At 33.3% G+C, this 23084-nt stretch carries 28 protein-coding genes and 6 pseudogenes; 3 read left to right on the forward strand and 31 right to left on the reverse strand.

Translation table 11 applies throughout. The annotated features are described in order from the left end of the window. Positions 1 to 178: 178 nt before the first annotated feature. The 31 genes and pseudogenes from PWK10_RS12015 to PWK10_RS12145 all read right to left on the reverse strand — a co-directional run bounded on the left by PWK10_RS12015 (position 179) and on the right by PWK10_RS12145 (position 19115). Entirely contained in the window at positions 179 to 661 is a 483-nt protein-coding gene (locus PWK10_RS12015; protein WP_274766197.1) for a class I SAM-dependent methyltransferase, read from the reverse strand. Further along, positions 654 to 818, reverse strand: coding sequence for a hypothetical protein (locus PWK10_RS12020; RefSeq protein ID WP_274766198.1), 165 nt, complete (start codon positions 816 to 818; stop codon positions 654 to 656). Before PWK10_RS12020 ends, PWK10_RS12015 begins: the two co-directional genes overlap by 8 nt. After that, positions 811 to 1173: a hypothetical protein gene (locus tag PWK10_RS12025; RefSeq protein ID WP_274766199.1), complete on the reverse strand. Its 363-nt coding sequence runs from the start codon at positions 1171 to 1173 to the stop codon at positions 811 to 813. Before PWK10_RS12025 ends, PWK10_RS12020 begins: the two co-directional genes overlap by 8 nt. Next, a complete protein-coding gene (locus PWK10_RS12030; RefSeq protein ID WP_274766200.1) occupies positions 1170 to 1745 on the reverse strand; it encodes a helicase-related protein in 576 nt (191 codons plus the stop codon). The genes PWK10_RS12025 and PWK10_RS12030 overlap by 4 nt, the downstream gene beginning before the upstream one ends. A 32-nt stretch (positions 1746 to 1777) precedes the next feature. Next, the gene (locus PWK10_RS12035; protein WP_274766201.1) at positions 1778 to 2614 is read right to left on the reverse strand and encodes a DEAD/DEAH box helicase family protein; all 837 of its coding nucleotides are present in this window, start codon (positions 2612 to 2614) and stop codon (positions 1778 to 1780) included. 77 nt (positions 2615 to 2691) lie between these two features. Beyond that, positions 2692 to 3180, reverse strand: a complete 489-nt coding sequence (locus tag PWK10_RS12040) for a phospholipase D-like domain-containing protein (protein ID WP_274766202.1) — start codon at positions 3178 to 3180, stop codon at positions 2692 to 2694. 825 nt (positions 3181 to 4005) lie between these two features. Next, positions 4006 to 4395 carry a hypothetical protein gene (locus PWK10_RS12045; protein ID WP_274766203.1) on the reverse strand — a complete coding sequence of 130 codons (390 nt, stop codon included), beginning with the start codon at positions 4393 to 4395 and terminating at the stop codon, positions 4006 to 4008. Positions 4396 to 4454: 59 nt separating this feature from the next. Continuing rightward, the gene (locus PWK10_RS12050) at positions 4455 to 4907 is read right to left on the reverse strand and encodes a DNA adenine methylase (protein ID WP_274766204.1); all 453 of its coding nucleotides are present in this window, start codon (positions 4905 to 4907) and stop codon (positions 4455 to 4457) included. A gap of 70 nt (positions 4908 to 4977) precedes the next feature. Next, complete coding sequence (locus PWK10_RS12055) at positions 4978 to 5451, reverse strand: DNA adenine methylase (protein WP_274766205.1); 474 nt, start codon at positions 5449 to 5451, stop codon at positions 4978 to 4980. 279 nt (positions 5452 to 5730) lie between these two features. Beyond that, positions 5731 to 5862: pseudogene (locus PWK10_RS19950) on the reverse strand (hypothetical protein); the annotation flags it as partial. Between the two features lie 10 nt (positions 5863 to 5872). Further along, complete coding sequence (locus PWK10_RS12060) at positions 5873 to 6244, reverse strand: XdhC family protein (protein WP_274766206.1); 372 nt, start codon at positions 6242 to 6244, stop codon at positions 5873 to 5875. Positions 6245 to 6326: 82 nt separating this feature from the next. Further along, positions 6327 to 6530: an XdhC family protein gene (locus PWK10_RS12065; protein WP_274766207.1), complete on the reverse strand. Its 204-nt coding sequence runs from the start codon at positions 6528 to 6530 to the stop codon at positions 6327 to 6329. Continuing rightward, the gene (gene yqeB / locus PWK10_RS12070) at positions 6530 to 7162 is read right to left on the reverse strand and encodes a selenium-dependent molybdenum cofactor biosynthesis protein YqeB (RefSeq protein WP_342455787.1); all 633 of its coding nucleotides are present in this window, start codon (positions 7160 to 7162) and stop codon (positions 6530 to 6532) included. Before yqeB ends, PWK10_RS12065 begins: the two co-directional genes overlap by 1 nt. Positions 7163 to 7544: 382 nt before the next feature. After that, positions 7545 to 7781 (reverse strand): nucleotidyltransferase family protein, encoded by a 237-nt coding sequence (locus tag PWK10_RS12075; protein WP_274766208.1) that lies wholly within the window; start codon positions 7779 to 7781, stop codon positions 7545 to 7547. After that, complete coding sequence (locus PWK10_RS19955) at positions 7739 to 7873, reverse strand: NTP transferase domain-containing protein (protein ID WP_446715252.1); 135 nt, start codon at positions 7871 to 7873, stop codon at positions 7739 to 7741. The genes PWK10_RS12075 and PWK10_RS19955 overlap by 43 nt, the downstream gene beginning before the upstream one ends. 63 nt (positions 7874 to 7936) lie before the next feature. Next, a pseudogene (gene yqeC, locus PWK10_RS12080) lies at positions 7937 to 8577 on the reverse strand (selenium cofactor biosynthesis protein YqeC). A gap of 1 nt (position 8578) precedes the next feature. Next, positions 8579 to 9226, reverse strand: coding sequence for a tetratricopeptide repeat protein (locus tag PWK10_RS12085; protein WP_342455511.1), 648 nt, complete (start codon positions 9224 to 9226; stop codon positions 8579 to 8581). Between the two features lie 35 nt (positions 9227 to 9261). Beyond that, on the reverse strand, positions 9262 to 9579 hold the full coding sequence (locus tag PWK10_RS12090) for a hypothetical protein (RefSeq protein ID WP_274766209.1): 318 nt from the start codon (positions 9577 to 9579) through the stop codon (positions 9262 to 9264). After that, positions 9555 to 9725 carry a hypothetical protein gene (locus tag PWK10_RS12095; RefSeq protein WP_274766210.1) on the reverse strand — a complete coding sequence of 57 codons (171 nt, stop codon included), beginning with the start codon at positions 9723 to 9725 and terminating at the stop codon, positions 9555 to 9557. The genes PWK10_RS12090 and PWK10_RS12095 overlap by 25 nt, the downstream gene beginning before the upstream one ends. 118 nt (positions 9726 to 9843) lie before the next feature. Next, positions 9844 to 10110 carry a hypothetical protein gene (locus PWK10_RS12100; protein ID WP_274766211.1) on the reverse strand — a complete coding sequence of 89 codons (267 nt, stop codon included), beginning with the start codon at positions 10108 to 10110 and terminating at the stop codon, positions 9844 to 9846. A 131-nt stretch (positions 10111 to 10241) separates the two neighbouring features. Next, positions 10242 to 10394 (reverse strand): hypothetical protein, encoded by a 153-nt coding sequence (locus PWK10_RS12105; RefSeq protein WP_274766212.1) that lies wholly within the window; start codon positions 10392 to 10394, stop codon positions 10242 to 10244. 137 nt (positions 10395 to 10531) lie between these two features. Further along, positions 10532 to 10801 carry an AAA family ATPase gene (locus PWK10_RS12110; RefSeq protein ID WP_274766213.1) on the reverse strand — a complete coding sequence of 90 codons (270 nt, stop codon included), beginning with the start codon at positions 10799 to 10801 and terminating at the stop codon, positions 10532 to 10534. Positions 10802 to 10815: 14 nt separating this feature from the next. Then, positions 10816 to 11040 (reverse strand): bacterial transcriptional activator domain-containing protein, encoded by a 225-nt coding sequence (locus PWK10_RS12115; RefSeq protein ID WP_274768259.1) that lies wholly within the window; start codon positions 11038 to 11040, stop codon positions 10816 to 10818. Between the two features lie 645 nt (positions 11041 to 11685). After that, positions 11686 to 11928 (reverse strand): hypothetical protein, encoded by a 243-nt coding sequence (locus PWK10_RS18790; RefSeq protein WP_342455512.1) that lies wholly within the window; start codon positions 11926 to 11928, stop codon positions 11686 to 11688. Continuing rightward, complete coding sequence (locus PWK10_RS12120) at positions 11915 to 12424, reverse strand: nitroreductase family protein (RefSeq protein ID WP_342455513.1); 510 nt, start codon at positions 12422 to 12424, stop codon at positions 11915 to 11917. Before PWK10_RS12120 ends, PWK10_RS18790 begins: the two co-directional genes overlap by 14 nt. Positions 12425 to 12480: 56 nt before the next feature. Next, positions 12481 to 13106 (reverse strand): annotated as a pseudogene (locus PWK10_RS12125) (cyclodeaminase/cyclohydrolase family protein). Beyond that, positions 13075 to 13671: an amidohydrolase family protein gene (locus tag PWK10_RS18800; RefSeq protein ID WP_342455516.1), complete on the reverse strand. Its 597-nt coding sequence runs from the start codon at positions 13669 to 13671 to the stop codon at positions 13075 to 13077. The pseudogene PWK10_RS12125 and the gene PWK10_RS18800 overlap by 32 nt, the downstream one beginning before the upstream one ends. Beyond that, on the reverse strand, positions 13632 to 14282 hold the full coding sequence (locus PWK10_RS18805) for an amidohydrolase family protein (RefSeq protein ID WP_342455517.1): 651 nt from the start codon (positions 14280 to 14282) through the stop codon (positions 13632 to 13634). Before PWK10_RS18805 ends, PWK10_RS18800 begins: the two co-directional genes overlap by 40 nt. A 75-nt stretch (positions 14283 to 14357) precedes the next feature. After that, positions 14358 to 15260, reverse strand: a complete 903-nt coding sequence (gene ftcD / locus PWK10_RS12135) for a glutamate formimidoyltransferase (RefSeq protein WP_274766214.1) — start codon at positions 15258 to 15260, stop codon at positions 14358 to 14360. Between the two features lie 50 nt (positions 15261 to 15310). Then, positions 15311 to 17342: pseudogene (locus PWK10_RS12140) on the reverse strand (urocanate hydratase). 92 nt (positions 17343 to 17434) lie between these two features. Then, positions 17435 to 19115: pseudogene (locus tag PWK10_RS12145) on the reverse strand (formate--tetrahydrofolate ligase). A gap of 397 nt (positions 19116 to 19512) precedes the next feature. Here PWK10_RS12145 and yjeM point away from each other — a divergent pair. The 3 genes and pseudogenes from yjeM to tnpB all read left to right on the forward strand — a co-directional run bounded on the left by yjeM (position 19513) and on the right by tnpB (position 22687). After that, positions 19513 to 21030 (forward strand): glutamate/gamma-aminobutyrate family transporter YjeM, encoded by a 1518-nt coding sequence (yjeM, locus tag PWK10_RS12150; protein WP_274766215.1) that lies wholly within the window; start codon positions 19513 to 19515, stop codon positions 21028 to 21030. 106 nt (positions 21031 to 21136) lie between these two features. Further along, positions 21137 to 21466 (forward strand): hypothetical protein, encoded by a 330-nt coding sequence (locus PWK10_RS12155; protein ID WP_274766216.1) that lies wholly within the window; start codon positions 21137 to 21139, stop codon positions 21464 to 21466. Positions 21467 to 21586: 120 nt separating this feature from the next. Beyond that, positions 21587 to 22687, forward strand: a pseudogene (gene tnpB / locus PWK10_RS12160) (IS200/IS605 family element RNA-guided endonuclease TnpB). The last annotated feature ends 397 nt before the right edge of the window (positions 22688 to 23084 follow it).

The raw sequence follows: 23084 nt of genomic DNA on the forward strand, positions 1-23084 counted from the left end.
TCAGCAGCATAATTTGTTACTTTTAAATATCTATATTAAATTGTTTTATAATTTATAAATCATTCTAATTGAATTTATTTTTTCCTAACTAATACATTCAGCCACTTTTCATCCTGTCTTCCTTCCCTAACATCGGTTGTTATAAACATCTCAAGTAGCTCAAAATATCCATTTCTTTTTAAAAGCTCATTAAAGGACTTCTCATCATAAAAATTAAAAAACCTTCCATTTCTAAACTCTTCTTTATCACCATATTTAAATGAGGAGTAAAAATTCCATCTTTTCTTAAGGCTTTGTATATTCTTTTAAATATATCATCCATTTCACTTCTTCTTGCATGTAAAAGGGATGCACAGGCCCAAACTCCATCAAACTCTTCATCAAAGTCGATCTCATCGAACCTTAAATGCAAAGTCTTCTTCCCTGTAAGCTCACTTGACAGTTTTACCATTTCAATTGATGCATCAGCTGCAACGCATTCATAGCCATTTTCAAGAAAAAACTTTGTATCCCTTCCTGATCCGCATCCCAAATCAAGTATCTTTGCCCCCTTAGGAAGAAACGTTAAAAATTTTTCATAAAGCTCTGCCATATTTGCATCCTTTGTGTTGTTGTAAAAATCTATAGCATTTTCGTTGTAGTAGTTAATTGTATCATTCATCCTTTATTCTCTCCTTGTAATATTGTTTTATCCTAAAGTCTACGGCATCTTTAAAATGCTTAATAAAATATTTGTTATTTATAAATGCTTCTAATTCTTCATTCAGACAAAAATATTCTCCTTCTCTATAAAAGAAGTCGCCATGGGTTTTAATCAAAAATTTTCAGGGTTTCTTCTTGATAAATCAATATATTCTTTTTACCCCATGTTAAATAATTCTCTGTGCTTTTATGCCTTTTTAAATCCACCCCATTAGAAGGATGGGAATAAAACTCTTTAAAGCTTAGATATATATCGTCTGAGCTCAATTTTAATTTTACATCTCCATTATTATAAAATGCAAGAAGTAGTGGCATTTTATAGCTTTTAGACATATTTGTAGTTTCAATTAGTTTTATAAACTCATGGGCTATGGTGTTATAAATTAATAATTCCTCATCAAACAATTCATTATATTTCTGTAAAAACGAAATATAATCCCTAAGAATATTTATCTTTGAATTTTTCTTCATATTTTTATATATAGCTTCATCAACATACTTAAAAATTCAAGCCTTAATGGTCTATATCCTAAGTATTGCTTAATCCTTTGATATTCTTGATAAATAATTTCTTCAATGTTCATAAGTTGCTCTGCTTGTTTTTTAAAAATATCGATTAACCTAAAATCAAAATCCACTATGCAATCATCAGGATAAATTTCTTCACCATAGGTATATTTGCTTTCCTTTATTACATCAACATCATATTCCTCTCCACTAAGCCAAAAAGGTATTAAATTTGCCCTCTTGTAATTACCAATAAAGTCTAGAACAGTAAGATAAGACTTGTTTTCGTATTTTCTTAAACCTCTACCAAGCTGCTGCAAAAACACAGTTGGCGATTCAGTTGGCCTTAAAAACATTACCATATCAACCTCTGGTATATCAACACCTTCATTAAACATATCGACAGCAAAAATTACACTAATATCACCTTTTTTTAACTTTTCTATTGCTTCACTTCTATCCAACCAATTATTGCCCCTATCGCCACTATATACAGCACAGCATTTAACACCGTTTTTATTAAAGTAATCCGCCATAAATTCTGCATGATTTTTAGAGCTACAAAATCCTATTGTTCTTTTTTATTAAACTTTAAATAATTTCTTAATATCAAATCTGCTCTTTTATTTATCATTAAAACTTTTTCAAGTTCTTCTTCTTTATATTTTCCATTTATAATTGGAAGGTTTGAATAGTCAACTTCATCGTATATACCATAATAATGGAAAGGGACTAAATATCCTCTATTTATTGCATCCTTTAATCTTAATTCATAAACCACATTATAATCACAAAGTTCAAATACATCTTTATTGTCTAATCTTTCTGGTGTTGCTGTAAGTCCAAGTAAAAATTTAGGTTTAAAATAATTTATTATATTCATATACCTTTCCGTTACAGCATGATGAAACTCGTCAATAACTATATAGTCAAAATAATCCTTTGAGAAACAATCTTCATTTAGATATTCTTCTTTTCCTAGTGTTTGAACTGAGGCAAAAATAATATCTTTATCTGTATCTTTAATATCAGCATTGAAAAACCCCATCGAATCATAAGGTCTTACATTTTTAAAAGTTTCTTCTGCTTGTTTTAAAATTTCTTCCCTATGGGCAACAAATAAAACTTTTTCAAATTCCTTTGAATCAAAGGCAGCAAGATAAGTTTTTCCAATTCCTGTTGCCGCTACGACAAGTCCTCTATCATATCCTTCCATTCTACATTTTTTAAGCTCATAAAGAGCTTCTATCTGTGCTCCTTTAGGTCTATAAAAGTCAATTACATTATTTTCTTTCTTCGAAGTTTCAACTTCGTCGGTCATCACCTTGGGCTTTTTCCACCTTTTGCTGTATTCCTTTAAAACTTCATCATCTACCTTTATAGTATTGTTATAGTAGATATTCATAAATTCTTGTTTAAACTGCTCATAATCCTCTTTGTTAGTGGATTTTTCTAATCTATAATTCCATTCTATGCCATAGGTTAATGCTGCTTCTGAAATATTAGATGATCCAATAAATATATCTCCCCATCTTCATATTCAAAAATATATGCTTTAGGGTGGAAGGATTGATTATCATATTTATAAAATCTCAAATCCACATAATCTCCTAATCTATCCTTTATTAAATATAACGCTGAAGGCTGCGTAATATTAAGATATCTTCCAGTAATTATCCTTATAACTACCCCTCTATTTTTAGCATCCTCTAAAGCATCCAACAAAAGCCTTACACCAGATTCCATTAAAAAAGATACAATTATATTTATCTCCCTAGCCCTTTTGATAGATTTTAAAAGCTCATTTAAAAAATCATCGCTATATCCGGTAAAGCATTTGGGATGGTGTGGTTGATTTTGTATTGGTAAAGTATCATATAATCTTTGTAAAATTGTATAGGTTTCTTCTTCAATATTGTTAGATGGTAATAATTTGCTGTTTTCTATGTCAATAATAGATTTTCTTTTCATATATCTCATTCCTAAAAACTTTATTTTATAAAAATAATTCTATAATACTATTAATTCATAACTAGTCTCAGATGAAATATAAGAATTAATAATTTAACAAAAATACTTTTATTATTACTTATAAAAACTTATTATTATCATTTTTTAATGTTCATTTATTTGTCTTTTCATTTCTTAATTAACCTTAAAATCTCACATAATTCACAAGTGTTGTCGTTTAATAATTTTCGTATTCTAATTACTTTTTTCAAACAATTAATATTATTAATAAAAAGAGAATCTCTTTTAATTGATTCTCATAGAATTTAATTAAAAATATGTTATAACATACTAATAACATACGTCACTTTTTAATAAATAAAGATACGTTTTAAATTATATAATATTTTTATAAAAACTATCGTCATATATTAATGCCTAAAATTTAAAGGCTTAGATAACTTTTTAATAGCAGAGCCATACAATATAAGTTTTTCTTTGGCTTGTTTTTTTCCATAATTTTAGATGTCAACAATTCAAATGTAATTCTTTTGTTTAACCAAAATTTTACTTCTCTGTAATGAATTGCACTATCATTTCTCATTTCAATTTCACCGCATGTTTTTAATTGACAAATTTCTTTTGCTCGATCTACGGTTTGGACTTTAAAAACAACCTTTTGATCATCCATTTGAGTTTTATTTTTGCTTTAGAATTTTTAACAATAAAATTATCTTTTAGAATATTTACAACATCTTCATGCCAAAACACGTGAAATATACCTTCATGTTTAATTACCAAAAAATGGACTTCACCACTATTGAAAATACTTTTTTAAGAAAAAGCTTAACAGCTTCTCTTTGATAATTCTTCACATAATCTTCTCATTGGCTTTTTAAGATTTTCTTTACATTTCAATTTATTCTTTTTATATTCATCATAAGATTCAGGAAAACAATTGATACATTCTAAAAATAAATCCCCTAATGGACTAGCGTTAAAATCGTAATCACTTTCAAATCTACTCTTACCATATAAGAATATTTGCCACTTTTTTTCTCCGCTTTTCACTGAATAAGCATATCCTTCTGTATCTACAACATCTCTTTTAGCTTGTGGTTCATATATAAATTCTTGTGCTATCCCTAAAACCCCAGCAAATTCTCTAGCATCTTCATGCCCTTGTCTTTTTACTTTACTAGCTTTTTCAGACGTCATTGCTTTTTTCTTATACATAAAAATTTTCCCCTTAAAAAATGTAAAACAAATTAACATCATAATAGTATCAAACTTAATTACCTTTTTATTATCAACAATTCATTTGTCTTTTTAATATGGTTTCTATTCTCTTTTTGTCTATTTAATCCAATCCTAGTTTCACCCTGTCCCATCGTATAGTGTATAGGTAATTCAATTATTTCAAAATCCTTATACCATTCTCTAATGGTAGGTGAATCATTATATGATAATATAAACCCTCCTTTATGATTCATTAGTAAGTCTCTTAACAATTCATGTTTAAAATTATTATGATGTATCGGAAAATTTCTTTGTGGATAAAGCCCTTTAAAAAGAGTATTATCTTCACCTAAATAATATGGTGGATCACAATATAAAAAATCTTTCGAATACTGAGTTATTACATTTTCAAATGACATACAGCCTATGCTTATATTTTTTACATCAAATTCTTTTACTCGTTTTAATAAGCGCGAATAAGTATCTTTATCTGCATATACTTTTGACATCCATCCCAAAAACCTGGTCCATAAGAAAGATTATGATTAAAATAATAATACGCTGCAAGTTTTAATGGTTCTAAAACTTTTTACCAACCCAATGCTCCTTTAATTCCTTTTTTACTTTTTCATACGTTTCTTTGTTTGGTTCCAATTTCGTTAATTCTAAATACAAATCATATGGCCTATCAATTTGATTTTTCCAATAGTTAACCAATATATCAAATATATCAAAGCCAATAACTTCAATTCCCAACTCTTTTGCAATAGCTATTTCTATTGAACCACCACCAAAAAATGGTGATATTAATCTATTTATATTATTCGGTAAATGTTCAATTACATAACCAACAGCCCAACTCTTTCCACCAGCATATCTCAATGGAGATCCTAAATATCTTTTATATTTTCTCGTTTTCCCAGCTAAACTTTTTAAAAATTTATATTTCTTTAATTCTACTATATTATCTTCGCCATTAGAATAATTAGACGATTCTTTTTCTATAATGTTATTCTTAATTTCGATATTATTGAAAATTGGAAGCATAAACATTGTTATGTGTTCATACGTTTCTTGATTTTCTGTATTAACTAATTTTTTGTCCCTTGCATCTTATCCACTTGTCTCATCCTCCAAAAATTTAATAATGAAACTATATCTTAAATTTTATATGTTGTCTTTTTATAAATAAAGATTAACAATAAAATCTAAAAATTTCAATAGTAATTTATAGCATGATTTTATACAGGAATAATTGAATTAAAATAATTTATTGATAATACAATAAATTACTTCCCCAAATAAAGAAATTAAACATTTAATCAAAATATTTTATTTAATATTATAATATCCCATACTCCAATGCTCCAATTTTCCCTCATTTTTAATCAGCATTATCTCGCTTATTATGGATAGGGCGATTTCGGGTGGGGTATTGCCGCCAAGCTTTAGGCCTATGGGGGCGTAGACCCTTTTAGGGCTTCTTCGTAGCCTTCTTTTTTAGGTTACTAAAGATGTAGTTTACTTTGTTTTTGCTGCCAATCATGCCTATGTATTTTGCATCCCTTGTTATTACTTCCCTTAAGGCAGCTTCGTCATATTCATGTCCCCTTGTTACTATTACAATAAAGCATCTATCGTCAATTGGATAATTTTTAAGATTAGTAACTATGTCTCCAAGGACAATTTCGTCAGCTTCAGGAAATCTTTCTCTGTTTCCGAATTCTTCTCTGTCTTCAAAGATTACAACATAAAGGTTTAAGAGCTTTGCAAATTTATAAAGTTCAAGGGCAACGTGACCGCCACCGACTATGAGCAATTTTTCTCTGCTTCCAATAACTTTCATAAAAACATCAACCTTGCCACCGCATTTTGATTTTAAATCGGTATCGTTAAGGGTATAGGTAAAGGTCTTTGATGTGCCTTTTTTATCCTTTCAAGGGCATCCTCTGTAATCTTTGCCTCAAGAATTCCTCCCCAACCGTTCCAAAGGATGTGCCATCTTCAAAAACAAGCATCATAAAGCCCTCTTTCCCTGGTGAAGAGCCATAGGTGTTTGTTATGGTGCAAATGGCCATCCTTTTATTTTCCTTTAAGCCTTCTAAAACCTTTTCAAAAATCAAATTTTCCATCAAAATCCCCCCAACATAAAAATAGCTTCTAAAACGCCTCCTGCAACAGCAAGGGCTTTATCTGAAACGGTATAACAGTGATCTTTATTTCCCCTTGGGTCTATATCTCCAATTTTCATATTCTCATAAACTTCATATCCGTCCATGATAAGTCCACGGATAACGCCATCTATAGAAGCTGTAACTAATGCATCGTCAACACAAAGAATTTCATCACCCTTTTTTACATAATCGCCTATATCCTTAATTAGCTTAACTTTTCCTCCTTTAGGTGATCTTATAACCCTCTCTTCCCGATATCCTAAAACATCCCCTGGAATCCCTGTATTCTCTTCTGCCCTTCCCTTAAGATAAACTCTTCCAAGATAATGACCTCTGTTTGTTTCAACCACAGCCTTAACATCAACTCCAGCCTCAAAACCTGGGCCAAGTCCTATTGTTATTGGTGCCATGTCTATTTTTGTCCCTAAATTTTTCTTTGCAAGAACTGCATCTACTAAAACGTCTACATTAAGATAATTTAATACGCTTAAATTTTCGTCTATTAAAACAGGAATCTTATCCTCCCTCCACGCCCTTTCTATATCAGTTAACTTTTCTACTAAAATTCCCTCTGTGTCCTCAACCTTTATGCTTTTTCATAAACGCAGGAGGCAAAGGCAACCCTTCTTCTTATAACCGAAGGCCTTTCAATTTCCGTCATAATTATTTTAAACCCGCATCTTTTTAGCCTTAGAGCAACCCCTGATGCTATATCCCCTGCACCTTTAATTAAAACTATCCTTTTATCTAAATCTTTAAGGTCTTTTTCTACGTCAACATCTTGAAATATTTTTACGTCTTTAAAATGGACCTCTTTAATTTCATGAGAAAAATCCTTTAAAAATGTTTTTCCACCTCTATCGCCTTGAAGGGCAAAAATTTTTCCGAAAATCTAAAGGGGAAAATTATGGGCGATCTGGACTCAAAAGGCAGGTTGGAATAATAATCTTTTTTCCCTTTCATATTCATCTATTAATCTATCGATATCCTCCCCTTTAAAAGGGGCATATCACCAGGTAAAAACATTACTCCATCCTTTACTTCAATTTCCCTTAATCCAAGCTTTATTCCTTCGCTCTGTCCAAGGTGGGCATTAGGGTTAAATATGCATTTTGCTTTGTATTTTCTTGCAATTTCCTTTACCCTTTCATCCCTATATACTACTATTATTTCCCCGCCTTTGATTCTGCTGCGTTTTTTATGGTCCATTCAATTAAGGGAAGGTCTTTATATTTTAAAAGGAGCTTGTCCTTATTCATCCTCCTTGAAAATCCCGACGCAAGAATTACAATAGAAACCATAAAATCATCTCCATTTTTCAAATATGCCAAACTTTACTGATGAAATTGCAAATTCATATTGGACTAAATCAAATATTTTTTGGCTAAGGCCTTCTTTTCCTCATCATCCACTTTGTTTATGACAACAATTTTCCTGCTGTCATCTGGGGCACCCTTAAAAAGGCCCTCCTTTGAGATAATGAGTTTTGCTATTTTGTATTCATCCAGAAGGTCTCCAATCTTTGATCCTGTAATGGTGCAAAACCTTTCTAGCCTGAATATGTTTTGTTGGTTTATTGTTTTATAAAGGGAATCTATTCCTATAACTCCTATTACAATGCTTGAAGAGGAAGGAATTACAGGCTCGTGCTTTTCTGGTGCCTTTATTGGAAGTCCCCTTGAACCGTCCCCTTCTATAAGGACAATGTCAAAATATTCCCTTATGGTCTTTATTTTTTCCTCCTCAAGGCCTATAATTTTGTTTTCGTCATTTATTCCGTTTCCCATTACAGTTATCCCCTTCATCTTTTTAAAGGGAAATTCTACATAATTATAATAGTAATCGTATTGAGCATTTAAAGGGTAATATATTTTTGTAGTCGTAGTAACTAAAACTTTTTTAGCCTTAGCTCTTTTGCAATATTAAACATTAGACTTGTTTTTCCGCCAGCTCCAACTAGGGTTACAACGTCATCTTTTATTCTAAGTTTTTTAGCTATATCCATGCTAATCCCTACTTTTTAAAAAGGTTTTTAGAATATCAACTTGGTAGTTTTCCCTAACCTTTTCTAAAAGTCTAATCCCCTCTTTGCAGTAAAATTCTAAATCCTCCTTAAGGTAATCCTCAAATTCACTTCTAACTCTTTCGTTATACTCCATATTATTTTTAATCTCTGCCTTTATTCTTAGAAGGATTCCATTTTCATAGGGGCTTTTCAGCTTTTGAACAAAGGTATCAGCCCTTTTAAGGTGTTCCATAGCACTTTGGTATTTCCCCTGCTTAATCAACGTTAAAGATAAATATCCTTCAGCAACTGACCTTAACCAATATGCGTCAATTTTCTCGTATATTTCAACAGCCCTTGTTAAATAGTCCTTTGCCTTTAGGTAATCTCCCATCTCATAGGAAGCATGCCCTGCGTTTGTTAAGAATACCGTAAGGGCTGTTCGTATTTGTGACCTTAAACACATCTCTATAGCCTGGTTGTAGTAGATTAATGCTCCTTTAAAATCCACATTTAACCTTTTTATATTTCCCAGGTAATTTAAGGCTGCAGCTATGTTTAAAACTTGGCTGCCATCATTATTAAGCCCTTCTAATATCATGAGGGAGTGTTTAAGGGAATCCTCTGCCCTTTCAAATTTTTCATGCATTATATAGTTTAATCCCTTGAGTCTTAAAAGAACTGCTATTTCTTTTTGTTTTTGTGCTTAGTTGCAATTTTAAAGGATTCATCTATATATTCTCCCATCCCCTCAACATCGTGAACCTGTATTGCATAGTTTATCATCTGCCTTAAGGATTTTAAGAGCATTTCATCATCTTTAAGATGTCTTGATATTTCTATTGCCCTTTGAATAAAACTTGTCCCCTTTGTATATTCTCCTTCCCAAATGAAATATCTTCCCTTTAGGTAACAGAATAGCAGCAAAATCCTTGGATATTCCTCATCAGAGGATTTTATTTTCTCAAGGTCCTCCTCTATCTCATCAAGCTTTTTAAACATCGTTTTTGGCTTTCTTTATCAAAGGACTTTATATCGCTGCCCTCTGGAAAAAGTTCATTTGTGTAGTTTAAATATTCGCATAAGTTTTTGAGCTTATACTTTACTGCCTTTAATCTCTCTCCTGCACCTTCAAAGTGGTAAATCAACCCTTCATAATAATAGGCATCCTTCTTATCTCCCTTTAATTTAGCTTCAATAAGGTTGGCTATTTTAAGATGAAGTATCCTCTTTTAGCCTCCGACAGATTTTCATAGACAAAGTCCCTTAGCTTTTGGTGGGTAAATTTATAAAATATATCTTCTTTTTTGTTTCGGTCAAAATGAATTTATAAATAAGCTCATCTAAAATATCTAGTAGCTCATCGTCCTCCATATTGGATAAAAGTTTAATATATTCATAGGGTGCCTTATCGTAAAACATGGATATTATATCTAATACCCTTTGAGCTCCCTTGGATATCCCTAAAAATCTCGTATTGAGTATTTCCTTTAATTTTACATTAAAGCTTTCTAACTTTTTTCCGTTCTTCAAAAGGTTTACATATTCTACAATAAAAAATGTGTTACCTTCCGTTTCAATGTAGATGTTCTGTAAAATTTCATCAGGAACTTCCTTTGAAAGGGCCTTTAGGACAAAATTTTTGGTATCTTCTTTGTTAAACCTTAAAAGCTCAATTTTTCTATCCTGTCGTATTTTACGATTTCAGAATAGAAGTTATTTATCTTTTTATCATATCTTGCAGTTAGAATAAAGGAAAGGTTTTTTCTTTCTATGGCTAACAGCTTTTTTAGTATTGAAAGGCTGATATTATCCATCCAATGCAGATCCTCAAATATAAAAAGGAGTTTATGTTTGTTTGATAGGTTTAAGATAATACTCATAACAATTTCTTCAATGAGTTTATACTTGTTGGTATCGTAATTTATTGCTTCGTCGATTTTAAAAACTTTTTCTAAGGAAGGAAAAAGGATGATAGGGCTATTTTCCAGGATTTTGGAATGTCCTCCATCTTAAGTTCTTCACCAAGGGAATTTAAAATATCACCCCAGGGTTTTAAAATATAGCTCTCCTCCGCTGCATAGCAGTTTACCTTTATTATTTTACATCCTTTAAAGGAGGCTAAAAATTCTTCAACCAGCCTTGTTTTACCTATTCCTGCTTCGCCTACTATTAATATATTTTTAAAGTTTGAGCCATCAGTAAAACTCGAAAAGTTTTGCAATAGTTTTGAATATTCTAAATCTCTACCATAAAAAATTTTTTCTTCTCATCTTTTCTTTCTAAAATTATTTTTTCATAAAGATTTTTAGTTTTTGCCTCAGGATTTATTCCAAGCTCCCTTGATAGCTTTTCCTGAAAATTTTTATAAAGCTCAACAGCTTTATTTATCTCACCGTTTTTTGCATAAACTTGCATTAAAATCCTTATAGCCCTTTCATCAAATTCATCTACAAGGAGTATCTTTTAGCATAATCCTTTGCTTCGTTAATTTTATGTTCCTTAATAAATAGGTTTATTTTGTAATATAGCCTTTTTTGTATATTTCCTTTAACTCTTCTCTTTTTGCATTACAAATTCCTCAAAGGGCTCACAATCCTTAATGCAAAATCCTTCTAAAAAATCACCTTTATATTCTTCTATGGAATCGCTGTTTAAAAAATTTATAACATCGCAGTTTATATTAAGTTCAGGGTTTAAAGTAAGGTTGGATTTACCGAAAGATATAAAAACTTCTATGTTAAAGGCTTTTTTACAGAGTATATTGCATTTCTTAAATTTTTTCTACCCGTCTCCTCGTCCTGGTCAGCCCAAAAAGGCTAATTAGCTCTTCCCTTGTTGCATCCCTTTTAAGAAGCATATAGTAAAAAGAGCCTCAGCCTTTTTAAATGGAAATGTTATCGTTTTATTGTTAAAGGTAACTAAAGGACTTCCAAACAGCTTAACCCTCACCATCATAACCCCTTTTAAAAAATTTGACATTTAGTTAACTTATTTATTATTATACACCTTTTCTTTTAAAAAGAATATAATTTGTATAAAACAAAGCATAAACCCCCATATTTATTTAATATGGAGGTTTTGAATGTAAAAGTATATTAAATGATTTTATCTAAAATTTTTCAAATAAACCGATGCAGATCTATTCATTTCCTTTGCAAAATCTGAGGCATATTTTCGGTTGTGAATCGCTTTAATCTCTTCTATTGTATCTTTTCCTTCTAACCCAGCCTTTTCAAACCTTCTTTCATGCATTTTTATATGTTCTTCTTTTGTTAGTCTTTTATATTTATTTTCAAACACTAAAAATTCTTTATCAAACCTTGCTGGTTTTTTTCTATTTTTGTGCATCAGTAGGATACCCATATACAACCATTGCAGCAGGAATAACATAATCAGGAAGATCAAGTATTTTTCTAACCTCTTCACAGTTTTCTAAAATATCTCCAATATAGCAGGAGCCTATACCAAAGGATTCTGCTGCAATCACTGTGTTTTGTGATGCTATTATTGCATCAGCACATGCAAGGAGTATATCTCCTTCTCCTGGTTTTCTTGGTTTGCATTCTGCATAGCTGTAAGCATCATACCATCTTTGATAATCTGCAAGAAATATTAAAACAAAAGGCGCCTTTGCAATGAAGGGCTGATTGTCGCATAATACCGAAAGCTTTTCCTTTAAATCATTATCCGTAATTTCAATTATGCTATAGAGCATCATGGCACCTGCACTGGGTGCTTCAAAGGCTGCATTTAATATCTCTTCTTTTATTTCCTCAGGAATTTTTCTATCCTCAAAGACTCTAACAGATTTTCTGTTTTTTATAAGCTTTATTACATCGTTCATAATAACCCTCCAAATATTATTTAAAAGCACCCTACTAAAATGGTAGGGTGCAAATTTTACAGTTCAACCTTCGCTAAGATTTCCTTTTCTAATTTATGTGACCTTTCTTCAAGTTCCGCAACTTCCTTTGAAACTTTGTTTACAAACTCTTCATCCTTGATTGATGCAAGATTTATTTTTACGTTTAATAGGGCTGAAAGGATTGCTGTTCTTGCCATCATGCAAGATACAGCACCATCAGTTACAGCATTTTTGTTTCCCTTTACTATAACTTTCTCAGCAAGATCAAATATCTTTTCAGCATCCTTTGCAACTTCAAGGGGAACAAGGGCAGCTTCTTTAAGGGCACTTTGAATTGCCTCTCTTCTTCTTTCCTTTTCTTCATCTGTGTCCTTTGGCATCTTAAAGGCATCCATAACTTTGTCAAAGGCCTTTGAGTCTTTGTCTATATCTTCTAATAATTTATCCTTAAGTTCCTTTGCCCTTTCTAATATTTCCTTCATTTCCTCTTGAACTTCTTCATATCCTTTTTGCCAATAGTTAGGTTTGCAACCATACCTGAAAGGGCAGCAGCAAGTGATCCTGCAAGGGCTGCAACGCTTCCGCCGCCTGGCACTGGTGATGCGCTAAATGTCTCTTCTACAAATCCTTTAACTGTTTTTTCTATAAGCATATCTATCATCCCTCTCCTTATCGTAAATCAATTTTCCATTCTTAAATACCTTTTCAACTATACTAACCCCAATATGATATGGAATAAATTTATATGATGGATGTTCTAATATTATTATATCTGCCTTTTTGCCTACATCAATGCTTCCTATTTCCTTTTCCCTTCCTACTGCCGCTGCAGCATTTATCGTAACAGCGGTTATTGCCTCCTCTAAGGACATATTCATATAAAGTGTTGCAAGAGCAATCACAAGAGATAAGTTTTCAGTAAAGCAGCTTCCTGGGTTAAAATCGCTGGCAAGGGCTACAGCTAGTCCACTATCTATCATATATCTTGCTCTTGCAAAATTTTCCTTTAAGCTAAAGGCTGTTGCAGGAAGAAGCGTTGCTATAACTCCCCTTTTGGCCATCATCTCTATTCCTTTATCGCTGGCTTGCAATAGGTGATCAGCAGAAACTGCTTCAACCTCTGCAGCAAGTTCAGCACCGCCAAGGGATACTATCTCATCGGCATGGAGCTTTAACTTAAATCCCATCATCTTTGCAGCAAGAAGAAGCTTTCTTGATTCATCCACAGAAAATACATTTTTTCGCAGAAAACATCCACAAATTGTGCAAGATTCTTTTCCTTTATGTAGGGTAATACTTTTTCTATTATAAAATCTATATATTCCATGTTTCTGCATCTGTATTCCCTTGGAATTGAATGGGCACCAAGAAAGGTTGGAACTATGTCAATTGGATGAATATCATTTAATTCTTTATAAACCTCTAGCTGCTTTATTTCCGTATCAAAGTCAAGGCCATATCCTGATTTTCCTTCAACAGTTGTAACCCCAAAGCTTAGCATAGAGTCAAGCCTCTTTTTGCCAAGCTCAATAAGCTCCTCTTTGCTTGCCCTTCTTGTGGCCTCAACTGAGTTTATTATTCCTCCACCCTTTTCCATTATCTCCATATATGTGGCACCCTTGAGCCTTAGGTAATATTCATCGGCTCTGTAGCCGCCAAATACAAAATGGGTGTGGGAATCTATAAATCCAGGCAATACTGCCTTTCCCTTTGCATCGTAAACTTCATATTCCCTTTCATTTATTTCCTTTAATATTTCTTCAGTTTTTCCAACTTTTTTAATTATTCCATCTTCTACTAATACTGCACCATTTTCGATTATATTTAGCTCCCTCATATCTTCCCCTTTTTAGGAGAAGTGCCGCTGCAGGTTACAAGTTCACTGGCATTTTTTATTAAGATTTTCATATTATCACTCCATAATTCTGTTTTCAAGAATCTGGTCCATTGAGAAATCTTCTACTCCAAGGTAATAAACTGCAGTATCGATTAAAGCTTCCATAGGAACAAGGCCTATTATTTCGCTGCCTATAACAGGAACGCCATATCTTCTTGCCTCAACCTTGATAAGTTCAAAGGCTCTGTAAAGGGCGGTCTTTGTATAGTCGGTCATGTTCATTGAAACTTGAACAATACCTCTATCTTTAAGCTCTACTCCTATGGCTTTACAGTATCTTAATCCTCCATTTAAGAAACGAACATTTCTTGCAATCTTGTTAGCAATTTCTATGTTGTTTGTTCCAAGATTTACGTTAAAGGCAACAAGGGGCATTCTTGCACCAACTGCAGTAACTCCAGCTGTTGGATGCACCTCTTGAGGTCCAAAATCAGGCTTCCATTCAGGCTGCTTTATCTTTTCAAACATTCCTTCAAATTCGCCCTTTCTGATGTTTGCAAGGTTTTCCCTATCAGGACTTGTTGCTGACTTTTCATAAAGGAAGATTGGAAGGTTATATTTTTCTGATGCTTCCCTTGCAAATTCCTTTGAAAGCTCAACTGCTTCAGTCATAGTCATATTTTTCACAGGTATAAATGGAACAACATCTACTGCTCCCATTCTTGGATGCTCTCCCTTGTGGTTTCTCATATCTATAACTTCAATTGCAACTCCCATCGCCTCAAGCATAGCCTCTTTAACCGCCTGTGGTTCGCCAACTACAGTTACAACAACTCTATTGTGGTCAACGTCTCTGCTGTAATCAAGTAGTTTAACTCCTTCTTTTCCTCTAAAAGGATTAACTATTTTTTCTATTTTATCAAGGTCCCTTCCCTCGCTAAAATTGGGAACGCATTCAATTATCTTTGTCATTGCCATAATGATTGCTCCTTTCCTTTAAATATTGGATGGGCCAATGGCCCATCCTATTATCTTTCTATTCCATGCTTTTTAAATGCAAAGTCAACTACTTCCTTTACAAGGCCATCGTCTGCAAGATAAGGGAGTGTAATATGGTCTGTTGTGCTCTTTTTGTTGTGTTCCATTGAAACTTCGATTGCATGTTCGTTTCTCGCCCAAGCTCTCCTTGCAACTCCTCCCATAACGTCCCACATCATAGCGCTCTTTATTATCTCATCTACTCTTAAGCTTCCATCAAGCACAAGGCCAAATCCACCGTTTATGGACTTTCCAATTCCAACACCGCCACTGTTGTGGAGGGCAACAAGGCTCATTCCTCTTGCTGCATTTCCTGCAAAGCAGTGGGTTGCCATATCAGCCATTATGTTGCTACCATCCTTAATGTTAGCTGTTTCTCTAAATGGTGAGTCAGTTCCTGATACATCGTGGTGGTCACGGCCGAGCATTATAGGACCTACTTCTCCCTTTCTTACCATTTCGTTAAACTTAAGGGCTATTCTTGTTCTTCCTTCTGCGTCTTGGTATAGGATTCTTGCCTTTGTTCCAACAACAAGCCTATTCTTTTCTGCATCCCTGATCCATATCCAGTTGTCTCTATCCTGTGGTCTTCTGTTTGGATCTATGCATTCCATAGCAGCTCTGTCGGTCCTTCTTAGGTCTTCTTCACTGCCGCTTAGGCATACCCATCTGAATGGTCCATAGCCATAATCAAAGAGCATTGGTCCCATTATGTCTTCAACATAGGATGGGAATATAAATCCATTCTTTGATCGCCGCCCCTTGCAATTTCCTTAACTCCAGCGTCATAAACTGCCTTCATGAAGGAGTTACCATAGTCAAAGAAGTAGGTTCCTCTTTCAACAAGTATTTTTATAAGTTCATAATGTCTTCTAAGGCTTCTATCTACTAATTCTTTAAACTTTTCTCTATCAGTTTCAAGAAGCTTTGTTCTTTCTTCAAATGTAAGTCCCTGTGGGCAATATCCTCCCTCATATACTGCATGGCAGGAGGTTTGGTCTGATAATAGATCAACATGGACGTTGTTCTTTACTATATATTCAAGAAGGTCAACTACATTTCCATAGTATGCAATTGATATAGGTTCTTTTTATCAAGGTGTTCCTTTGCAACCCTAAATACTTCATCAAGATCTGATGAGATATATTTTACCCAGCCTTGGTTGTATCTTGTCATTATTCTTGAGTAGTCAACTTCAGCTATTATTCCAACTCCGTTTGCAATTTCTACTGCCTTTGGCTGTGCACCTGACATTCCTCCAAGACCTGAGGATACGAAAAGTCTTCCTCTAAGGTCTGCATCATGGCCAAGGCCAAGCTTTAATCTTCCTGCATTAAGTATTGTATTGTATGTTCCGTGAACTATGCCTTGAGGTCCTATATACATCCATCCGCCGGCAGTCATCTGTCCATAGTTTGCAACACCCATCTCTTCAGCAATTTCCCAATCATGTGGATTGTCAAACATACCAACCATAAGGGCGTTTGTTATAATTACCCTTGGGGCATCTGGCTTCGATCTAAAAAGCCCAACAGGATGTCCTGATGCAACAACAAGTGTTTGGTCTTGAGTCATAACCTCAAGATATTTTTTAATTAATCTATACTGCATCCAGTTGTGGCATACAGATCCTGTTTCACCGTATGTTACAAGCTCATATGGATAAAGCGCCACATCAAAGTCAAGGTTGTTATCTATCATAACTTGGAAGGCCTTACCTTCAATGCAGTTTCCTTTGTATTCATGGATTGGCTTTGCCTTTATATTTCCTTCTGGTCTAAATCTGTATCCGTAAATTCTCCCTCTTGTTAGAAGCTCTTCCATAAACTCTGGTGCAAGCATTTCATGATATTCTTCTGGAATGTATCTTAGTGCATTTTTAAGAGCAATCTCAGTCTGTTCCCTCGTTAGCCTAAATCCTCTACTTGGCGCTCTTCTTATGCCTTCAACAAATTTAGGATATTCAGGTATTTCGTCGAGTTTTATTTTCATTGCACTTTTAATATCAAGATTAGTAATCATTATCCCACTCCTTAAAATCTTAATTTTAGGTGCCTGGCACCTTAGTTTAAGTTTCTAAATGTAAAAATCTTAAATCTTAAGTGCCTGGCACTTTAAAATAATCCTACTATATTGCCGTTTTCGTCTATATCTATCTTTTCAGCCGCAGGAACCTTTGGAAGTCCAGGCATTGTCATTATATCCCCTGTTAAAACAACTATAAATCCTGCACCGGCAGATAATCTAACTTCTTTAACTGTTATATCAAAATCCTTTGGTGCACCAAGTAATGAAGGATTATCTGAGAAGGAATATTGAGTTTTTGCCATACAAATTGGTAGTTTATCAAGCCCAAGTTCCTCTATCTTTTGAACCTGTTTCATTGCCTGTGCTGTAAATGTTGCACCATTTGCTCTGTAAATTTCCTTTGCAATCTTATCTACCTTTTCAACTATTGAGAGGTTAATATCATATAAATAATTGAAGTTAGGCTTGTTGTTTTCAACAAGGTTTACTAATTTATTTGCCATGTCAATTCCGCCTTCGCCACCCTTTGCCCAAACTTCGTTTAATGAAACTTCTACATTGAGCTTTTGGCATAATTTATGAAGAAGTTCAATTTCAGCCTCTGTATCGCTTACAAATCTGTTTATCGCAACTAAGACAGGAAGACCAAATTTTCTTACGTTTTCAACGTGTCTTTCAAGGTTTTCAAATCCCTTTTCAAGAGCTTCTAAGTTTTCTTTTGAAAGATCTTGCTTTGCAACTCCACCATGCATCTTAAGAGCCCTTATTGTTGCAACTATTACAACTGCATCTGGTCTAAAGCCAGCATAACGGCAAACTATGTCAAAGAATTTTTCTGCACCAAGGTCAGCACCAAAGCCTGCCTCTGTTACAAGATAATCTGCAAGTTTTAATCCAAGCTTTGTTGCTATTATACTGTTTGTTCCATGGGCAATGTTTGCAAAGGTCCTCCATGAATTAGTGCTGGTGTATTTTCCAATGTCTGAACAAGGTTTGGCTTTATTGCATCCTTCATTAAAACTGCCATTGCACCTTGAACATTTAAGTCTCTTATTGTAACCGGCTTTCCGTCGTAAGTATAGGCAACAACCATTCTTGCAAATCTTTCCTTTAAGTCCATAAGGTCGCTTGCAAGGCAGAGGGCTGCCATAACTTCTGATGCAACTGTAATCATAAATCCGTCTTCCCTTGGGAATCCATTTGCCTTTCCGCCAAGGCCAACAACGATTTGCCTTAGTGCTCTATCATTCATATCAAGAACCCTTTTCCAAACTATTTGCCTTGGATCTATTCCAAGGGCATTTCCCTGATGGATGTGGTTATCTATAGCAGCTGAAACCAAGTTATGAGCTGCAGTTATAGCATGCATATCGCCTGTAAAATGTAAGTTTATATCCTCCATTGGAACAACCTGTGCGTATCCTCCACCTGCTGCACCACCCTTTACTCCAAAAACAGGACCTAAGGAGGGTTCTCTTAAGGCTATTATTGCCTTTTGCCTATCTTGTTAAGGGCCTGTCCAAGTCCTACAGTAGTTGTTGACTTTCCTTCTCCAGCTGGAGTTGGATTTATCGCTGTAACTAGAATCAATTTTCCATTTGGTTTATCCTTTAATCTCTTAAAAATATCAAGAGAAATTTTTGCCTTATATTTTCCGTAAAGCTCTACTTCGTCCTCTTCGATCCCCCACTCTTTTGCTATATCCATTATGGGTTTTAACTTTGCACTTTGTGCAATTTCAATATCACTTGGAACTCTAATTTCCATAACCCTACCCCTTTCTTTTATTTCTTTATATTATATTTTACATTTTAAGTGTCTAAAAATCGTCTAAACATTATTTAAGATTATGAATTAATTATGAAGTAAAATTTAATTTTAATATTTATTAAAATATCATTTTAAGATTTAAGGCAAAAATATTTTAATTTTGTTTTTTCAAAAAAAGACATAACAATGATTTTTGTTGTGCATTTTTTATGTTAAACAATGTTTTTATTCAATTTTTAAGCCTTATTTTGATAACTTGGTCTTATTTTATCCCATCCGTCTAAATTTATTAAATTTACAGAATTTTACTACTTTTTGTAGAATTATTGATTTTATTGTCGATTTTAGTATAATGTATATTTGTGAACAAAATGTAAAAAAGGGAGGTTTTATAATGTCACACGGTCCAAATAAAGGCCAAAAGTTAACATTGGTATCATTAATTCTTATGATCTTTACTTCCGTGTATGGCTTTAACAACATTCCAAGATCCTTCTACAAGATGGGATACGCTGCTATTCCATGGTATATTCTTTCAGCTATAACATTCTTCGTTCCATTCGCTCTTATGATGGCAGAATTCGGAGCTGCCTTCAAGGATGAAAAGGGTGGAATTTATTCATGGATGGAAAAGTCAGTAGGACCTAAGTTTGCATTCGTTGGAACCTTCATGTGGTATGCTTCATACATCATCTGGATGGTTAACGTATCATCAGGTATTTGGGTTCCACTTTCAAACGCTATTTTTGGTAAGGACACTACTAAGAGCTGGGCATTCCTTGGTTTACAAGGGCCAAAACTTCTTGGTGTTTTAGGTATTCTATGGATACTTTTTGTAACTTACCTTTCATCAAAGGGACTTGAAAAGATTAAGAAAGTAACTTCACTTGGTGGATCAGCAGTTGCTGCATTAAATATCTTACTTTGGGTAGGTGCACTACTTGTTCTTGTATTAAATAAAGGACACCTTGCTGAACCAATAGTTGGACTTTCAACATTTACTCAATCACCAAATCCAAAGTTTGCTGGAAACATCTTAGCTGGACTTGCATTCGTAGTTTATGCTATATTTGCTTATGGTGGAATTGAAGTTGCAAGTGGACTTGTTGACCAAACTGAAAATCCAGAAAAGACTCTACCAAAGGGAATTGCAATTTCAGCTGCTATAATTTCAGTTGGTTATTCATTAGGTATTTTCCTTGTTGGTATATTCACTAACTGGGCAAAGGTTATAAATGTTGATGGCGTTCACCTTGGAAATGCAAGCTACGTTATAATGGGTAACCTTGGTTACCAAATTGGTATGGCATTAGGCACAAGCGAAGCTACAGCAATTGCTATGGGACAATGGATTGCTAGATTCATAGGACTTTCAGTATTCCTTTCAATAACTGGTGCATTCTTCACATTAACTTACGCACCACTTAAGCAAATGATCGAAGGAACTCCTGCAGAACTTTGGCCAGGAAGATTCGGCGAAGTTAAGGATGGAATGCCAAAGTTTGCTATGTGGGTTCAAGGAATCACAGTTGCTGTAATGATAGCACTTGTTTCCTTCGGTGGAGATTCAATGGCAAAATTCTTCGATATTCTTGTTATGATGACTAACGTAGGTATGACATTACCATATATGTTTATCTCTTATGCATTTGCTCCATTTAAGAAGAATACTAATATTCATAAGCCATTTGAAGTATTCAAAAGCTACAACAGCGCATTGTTCTGGACAGTAATCGTTACTTTAACAGTTGGTTTTGCTAACTTCTTTACTGTTCTTGAACCAGCGCTTCAAGGAGATAAGCTAACAACATTCTGGTCAGTAGCAGGACCAATCTTCTTCTCAATCGTTGCACTTGCAATATATGGAAGATATGAAAAGAAGGTAGCTAATAAGGCTGATAAAGCTGCATAATAAAAAGTCCGGCAAATGCCGGGCTTTTTTATTCTAATAATTTTTTAATAGGGGTAACCCCGCATAATAGTTATCAAACAATTGTGTATTGACAGGAGGTCTTAACATGCGAAAAATATTATCAAAATCATTTCTTTTCATTCTGATTTTAACAATGTCTCTTGTTTTAAACCAACAATTCATATTTGCAGCTACAACGCTAGGTTCCAACGATCATTTAAAATCTGCTTTCTTTTCTCATCTTGTTTACTATAATCTTGATAACTATACTAACAAAAAATTGATAGATATTAATTTTTCTGGGGATAAAAATATAGCAGAATTCTCAAATGGATTTATAGATGCAATCATGGATAAAGAAACATACGAAGGAAAAAAACTATCAATTTATTTGAAACAAAATAATTTGATTAAGAAAGCGTCCACACACTCTTGACTTTAGTCATGAGTAAGGACGCTTAAATAATAACATATGTTATCTGTGTATCATAACTTATATTAGTTAAAAGTTTGTTTTGTGTAACAACATATGTTAAAATAACTATGAGGTGAAAGTATGGAAAAAGCTTTTAAATTTAGGCTTTATCCTAATAAACAACAAGTAGAGCTCATAAATAAAACCTTTGGTTGTGTTAGGTTTGTATATAACTATTATCTTGCAAAACGAGAAGAAATATATAAAATTCAAGGTATAACATTTAATTATAAAGATTGCTCTGCTGATTTAACAAAACTAAAACAAATTAATATATGGCTAAAAGAAGCAGATAAGTTTGCACTTCAAAATTCGCTCAAAGACTTAGACAAAGCATTTAAGAATTTTTTGAAGGCAGAGCAAATTATCCAAAGTTTAAGTCAAAGAAATGTAAATATCAAAGCTATAGAACAACATTTACAAATAATAACATTGAAATTAAAGGAAACAAGATCAAGCTACCCAAATTAGGCTGGGTAAAGTTTGTAAAATCAATGGAAGTAAAGGGTAAAATACTAAATGCAACTATAAGTAGAACTCCAACAGGGAAATATTTTGTTTCAATTTGTTGTAGGATAGAAAAAACTACAGAAAAGTCTAAAACTAACAAAGTAATCGGTATAGATTTAGGAGTAAAGCATTTCCTGATAGATAGTGAAGGTAACAAAATATCCAATCCTAAATATCTTATAAAGTTAGAAAAAGACTTATTAAGGAACAAAGGAAGCTTTCTAAAAAACAATTAGGTAGTAGTAACTATAAAAAACAAGCTAAGAAAGTAGCCAAAATACATGAGAAGATAAGAAACCAAAGGGAAGATTTTTGCAAAAGCTGTCCTCTAAAATTATAAACGAAAACCAAGTTATAATTTTGGAGGACTTAAAGGTTAAGAATATGTTAAGAAATAACAAACTATCAAAGTCCATATCAGATGCAGCATGGTCAAAATTTGTAAACATGCTTGAATATAAAACATTATGGTATGGAAGAACAATAGTAAAAGTAGATATGTTTTATCCATCAAGTCAAATATGTAGTGTATGTGGTTATAAAAATGAAGAAGTAAAAGACTTAAACGTAAGGGAGTGGGAGTGTCCAATATGTAGGACAGTCCATGATAGAGATGTAAATGCAAGTAAAAATATATTAAAAGAAGGAAAGAGGATATTAGGTATAGCATAAGTAAAAACAGTAGGGTAGGGACTACCCGAATTAACGCCTGTGGAGATAGTAGGTTACGAGGTTGATGAAGCAGGAATCCCGCGACTTTAGTCGTGGGAGGTTCAAGCTCCCCATTCAACAGATCTTCTAGATAGAATAAAACAAAATAAAAACTCATTTAAAGGTAGACTTAACAATTACTATGCTTCATACGATATATGGAAAGATTTTACTTACTCAATAATGAAGGAAAAACAATCTTACTTTGATGTTAATTGGTTAGACTATAAAAAAGAAAATTATATAATTAAAACTCTAGATCAAAATAACTTAATCAAACAAAATTGTGTAAGTATAGAAAAAAGCTTAAAAACTTTAGAAGCATTAAAATATGAAATTCAGCAATCTGCATATAGAA

The organism is Caloramator sp. Dgby_cultured_2 (assembly GCF_028872215.1).
Lineage (GTDB): Bacteria > Bacillota > Clostridia > Clostridiales > Caloramatoraceae > Caloramator > Caloramator australicus.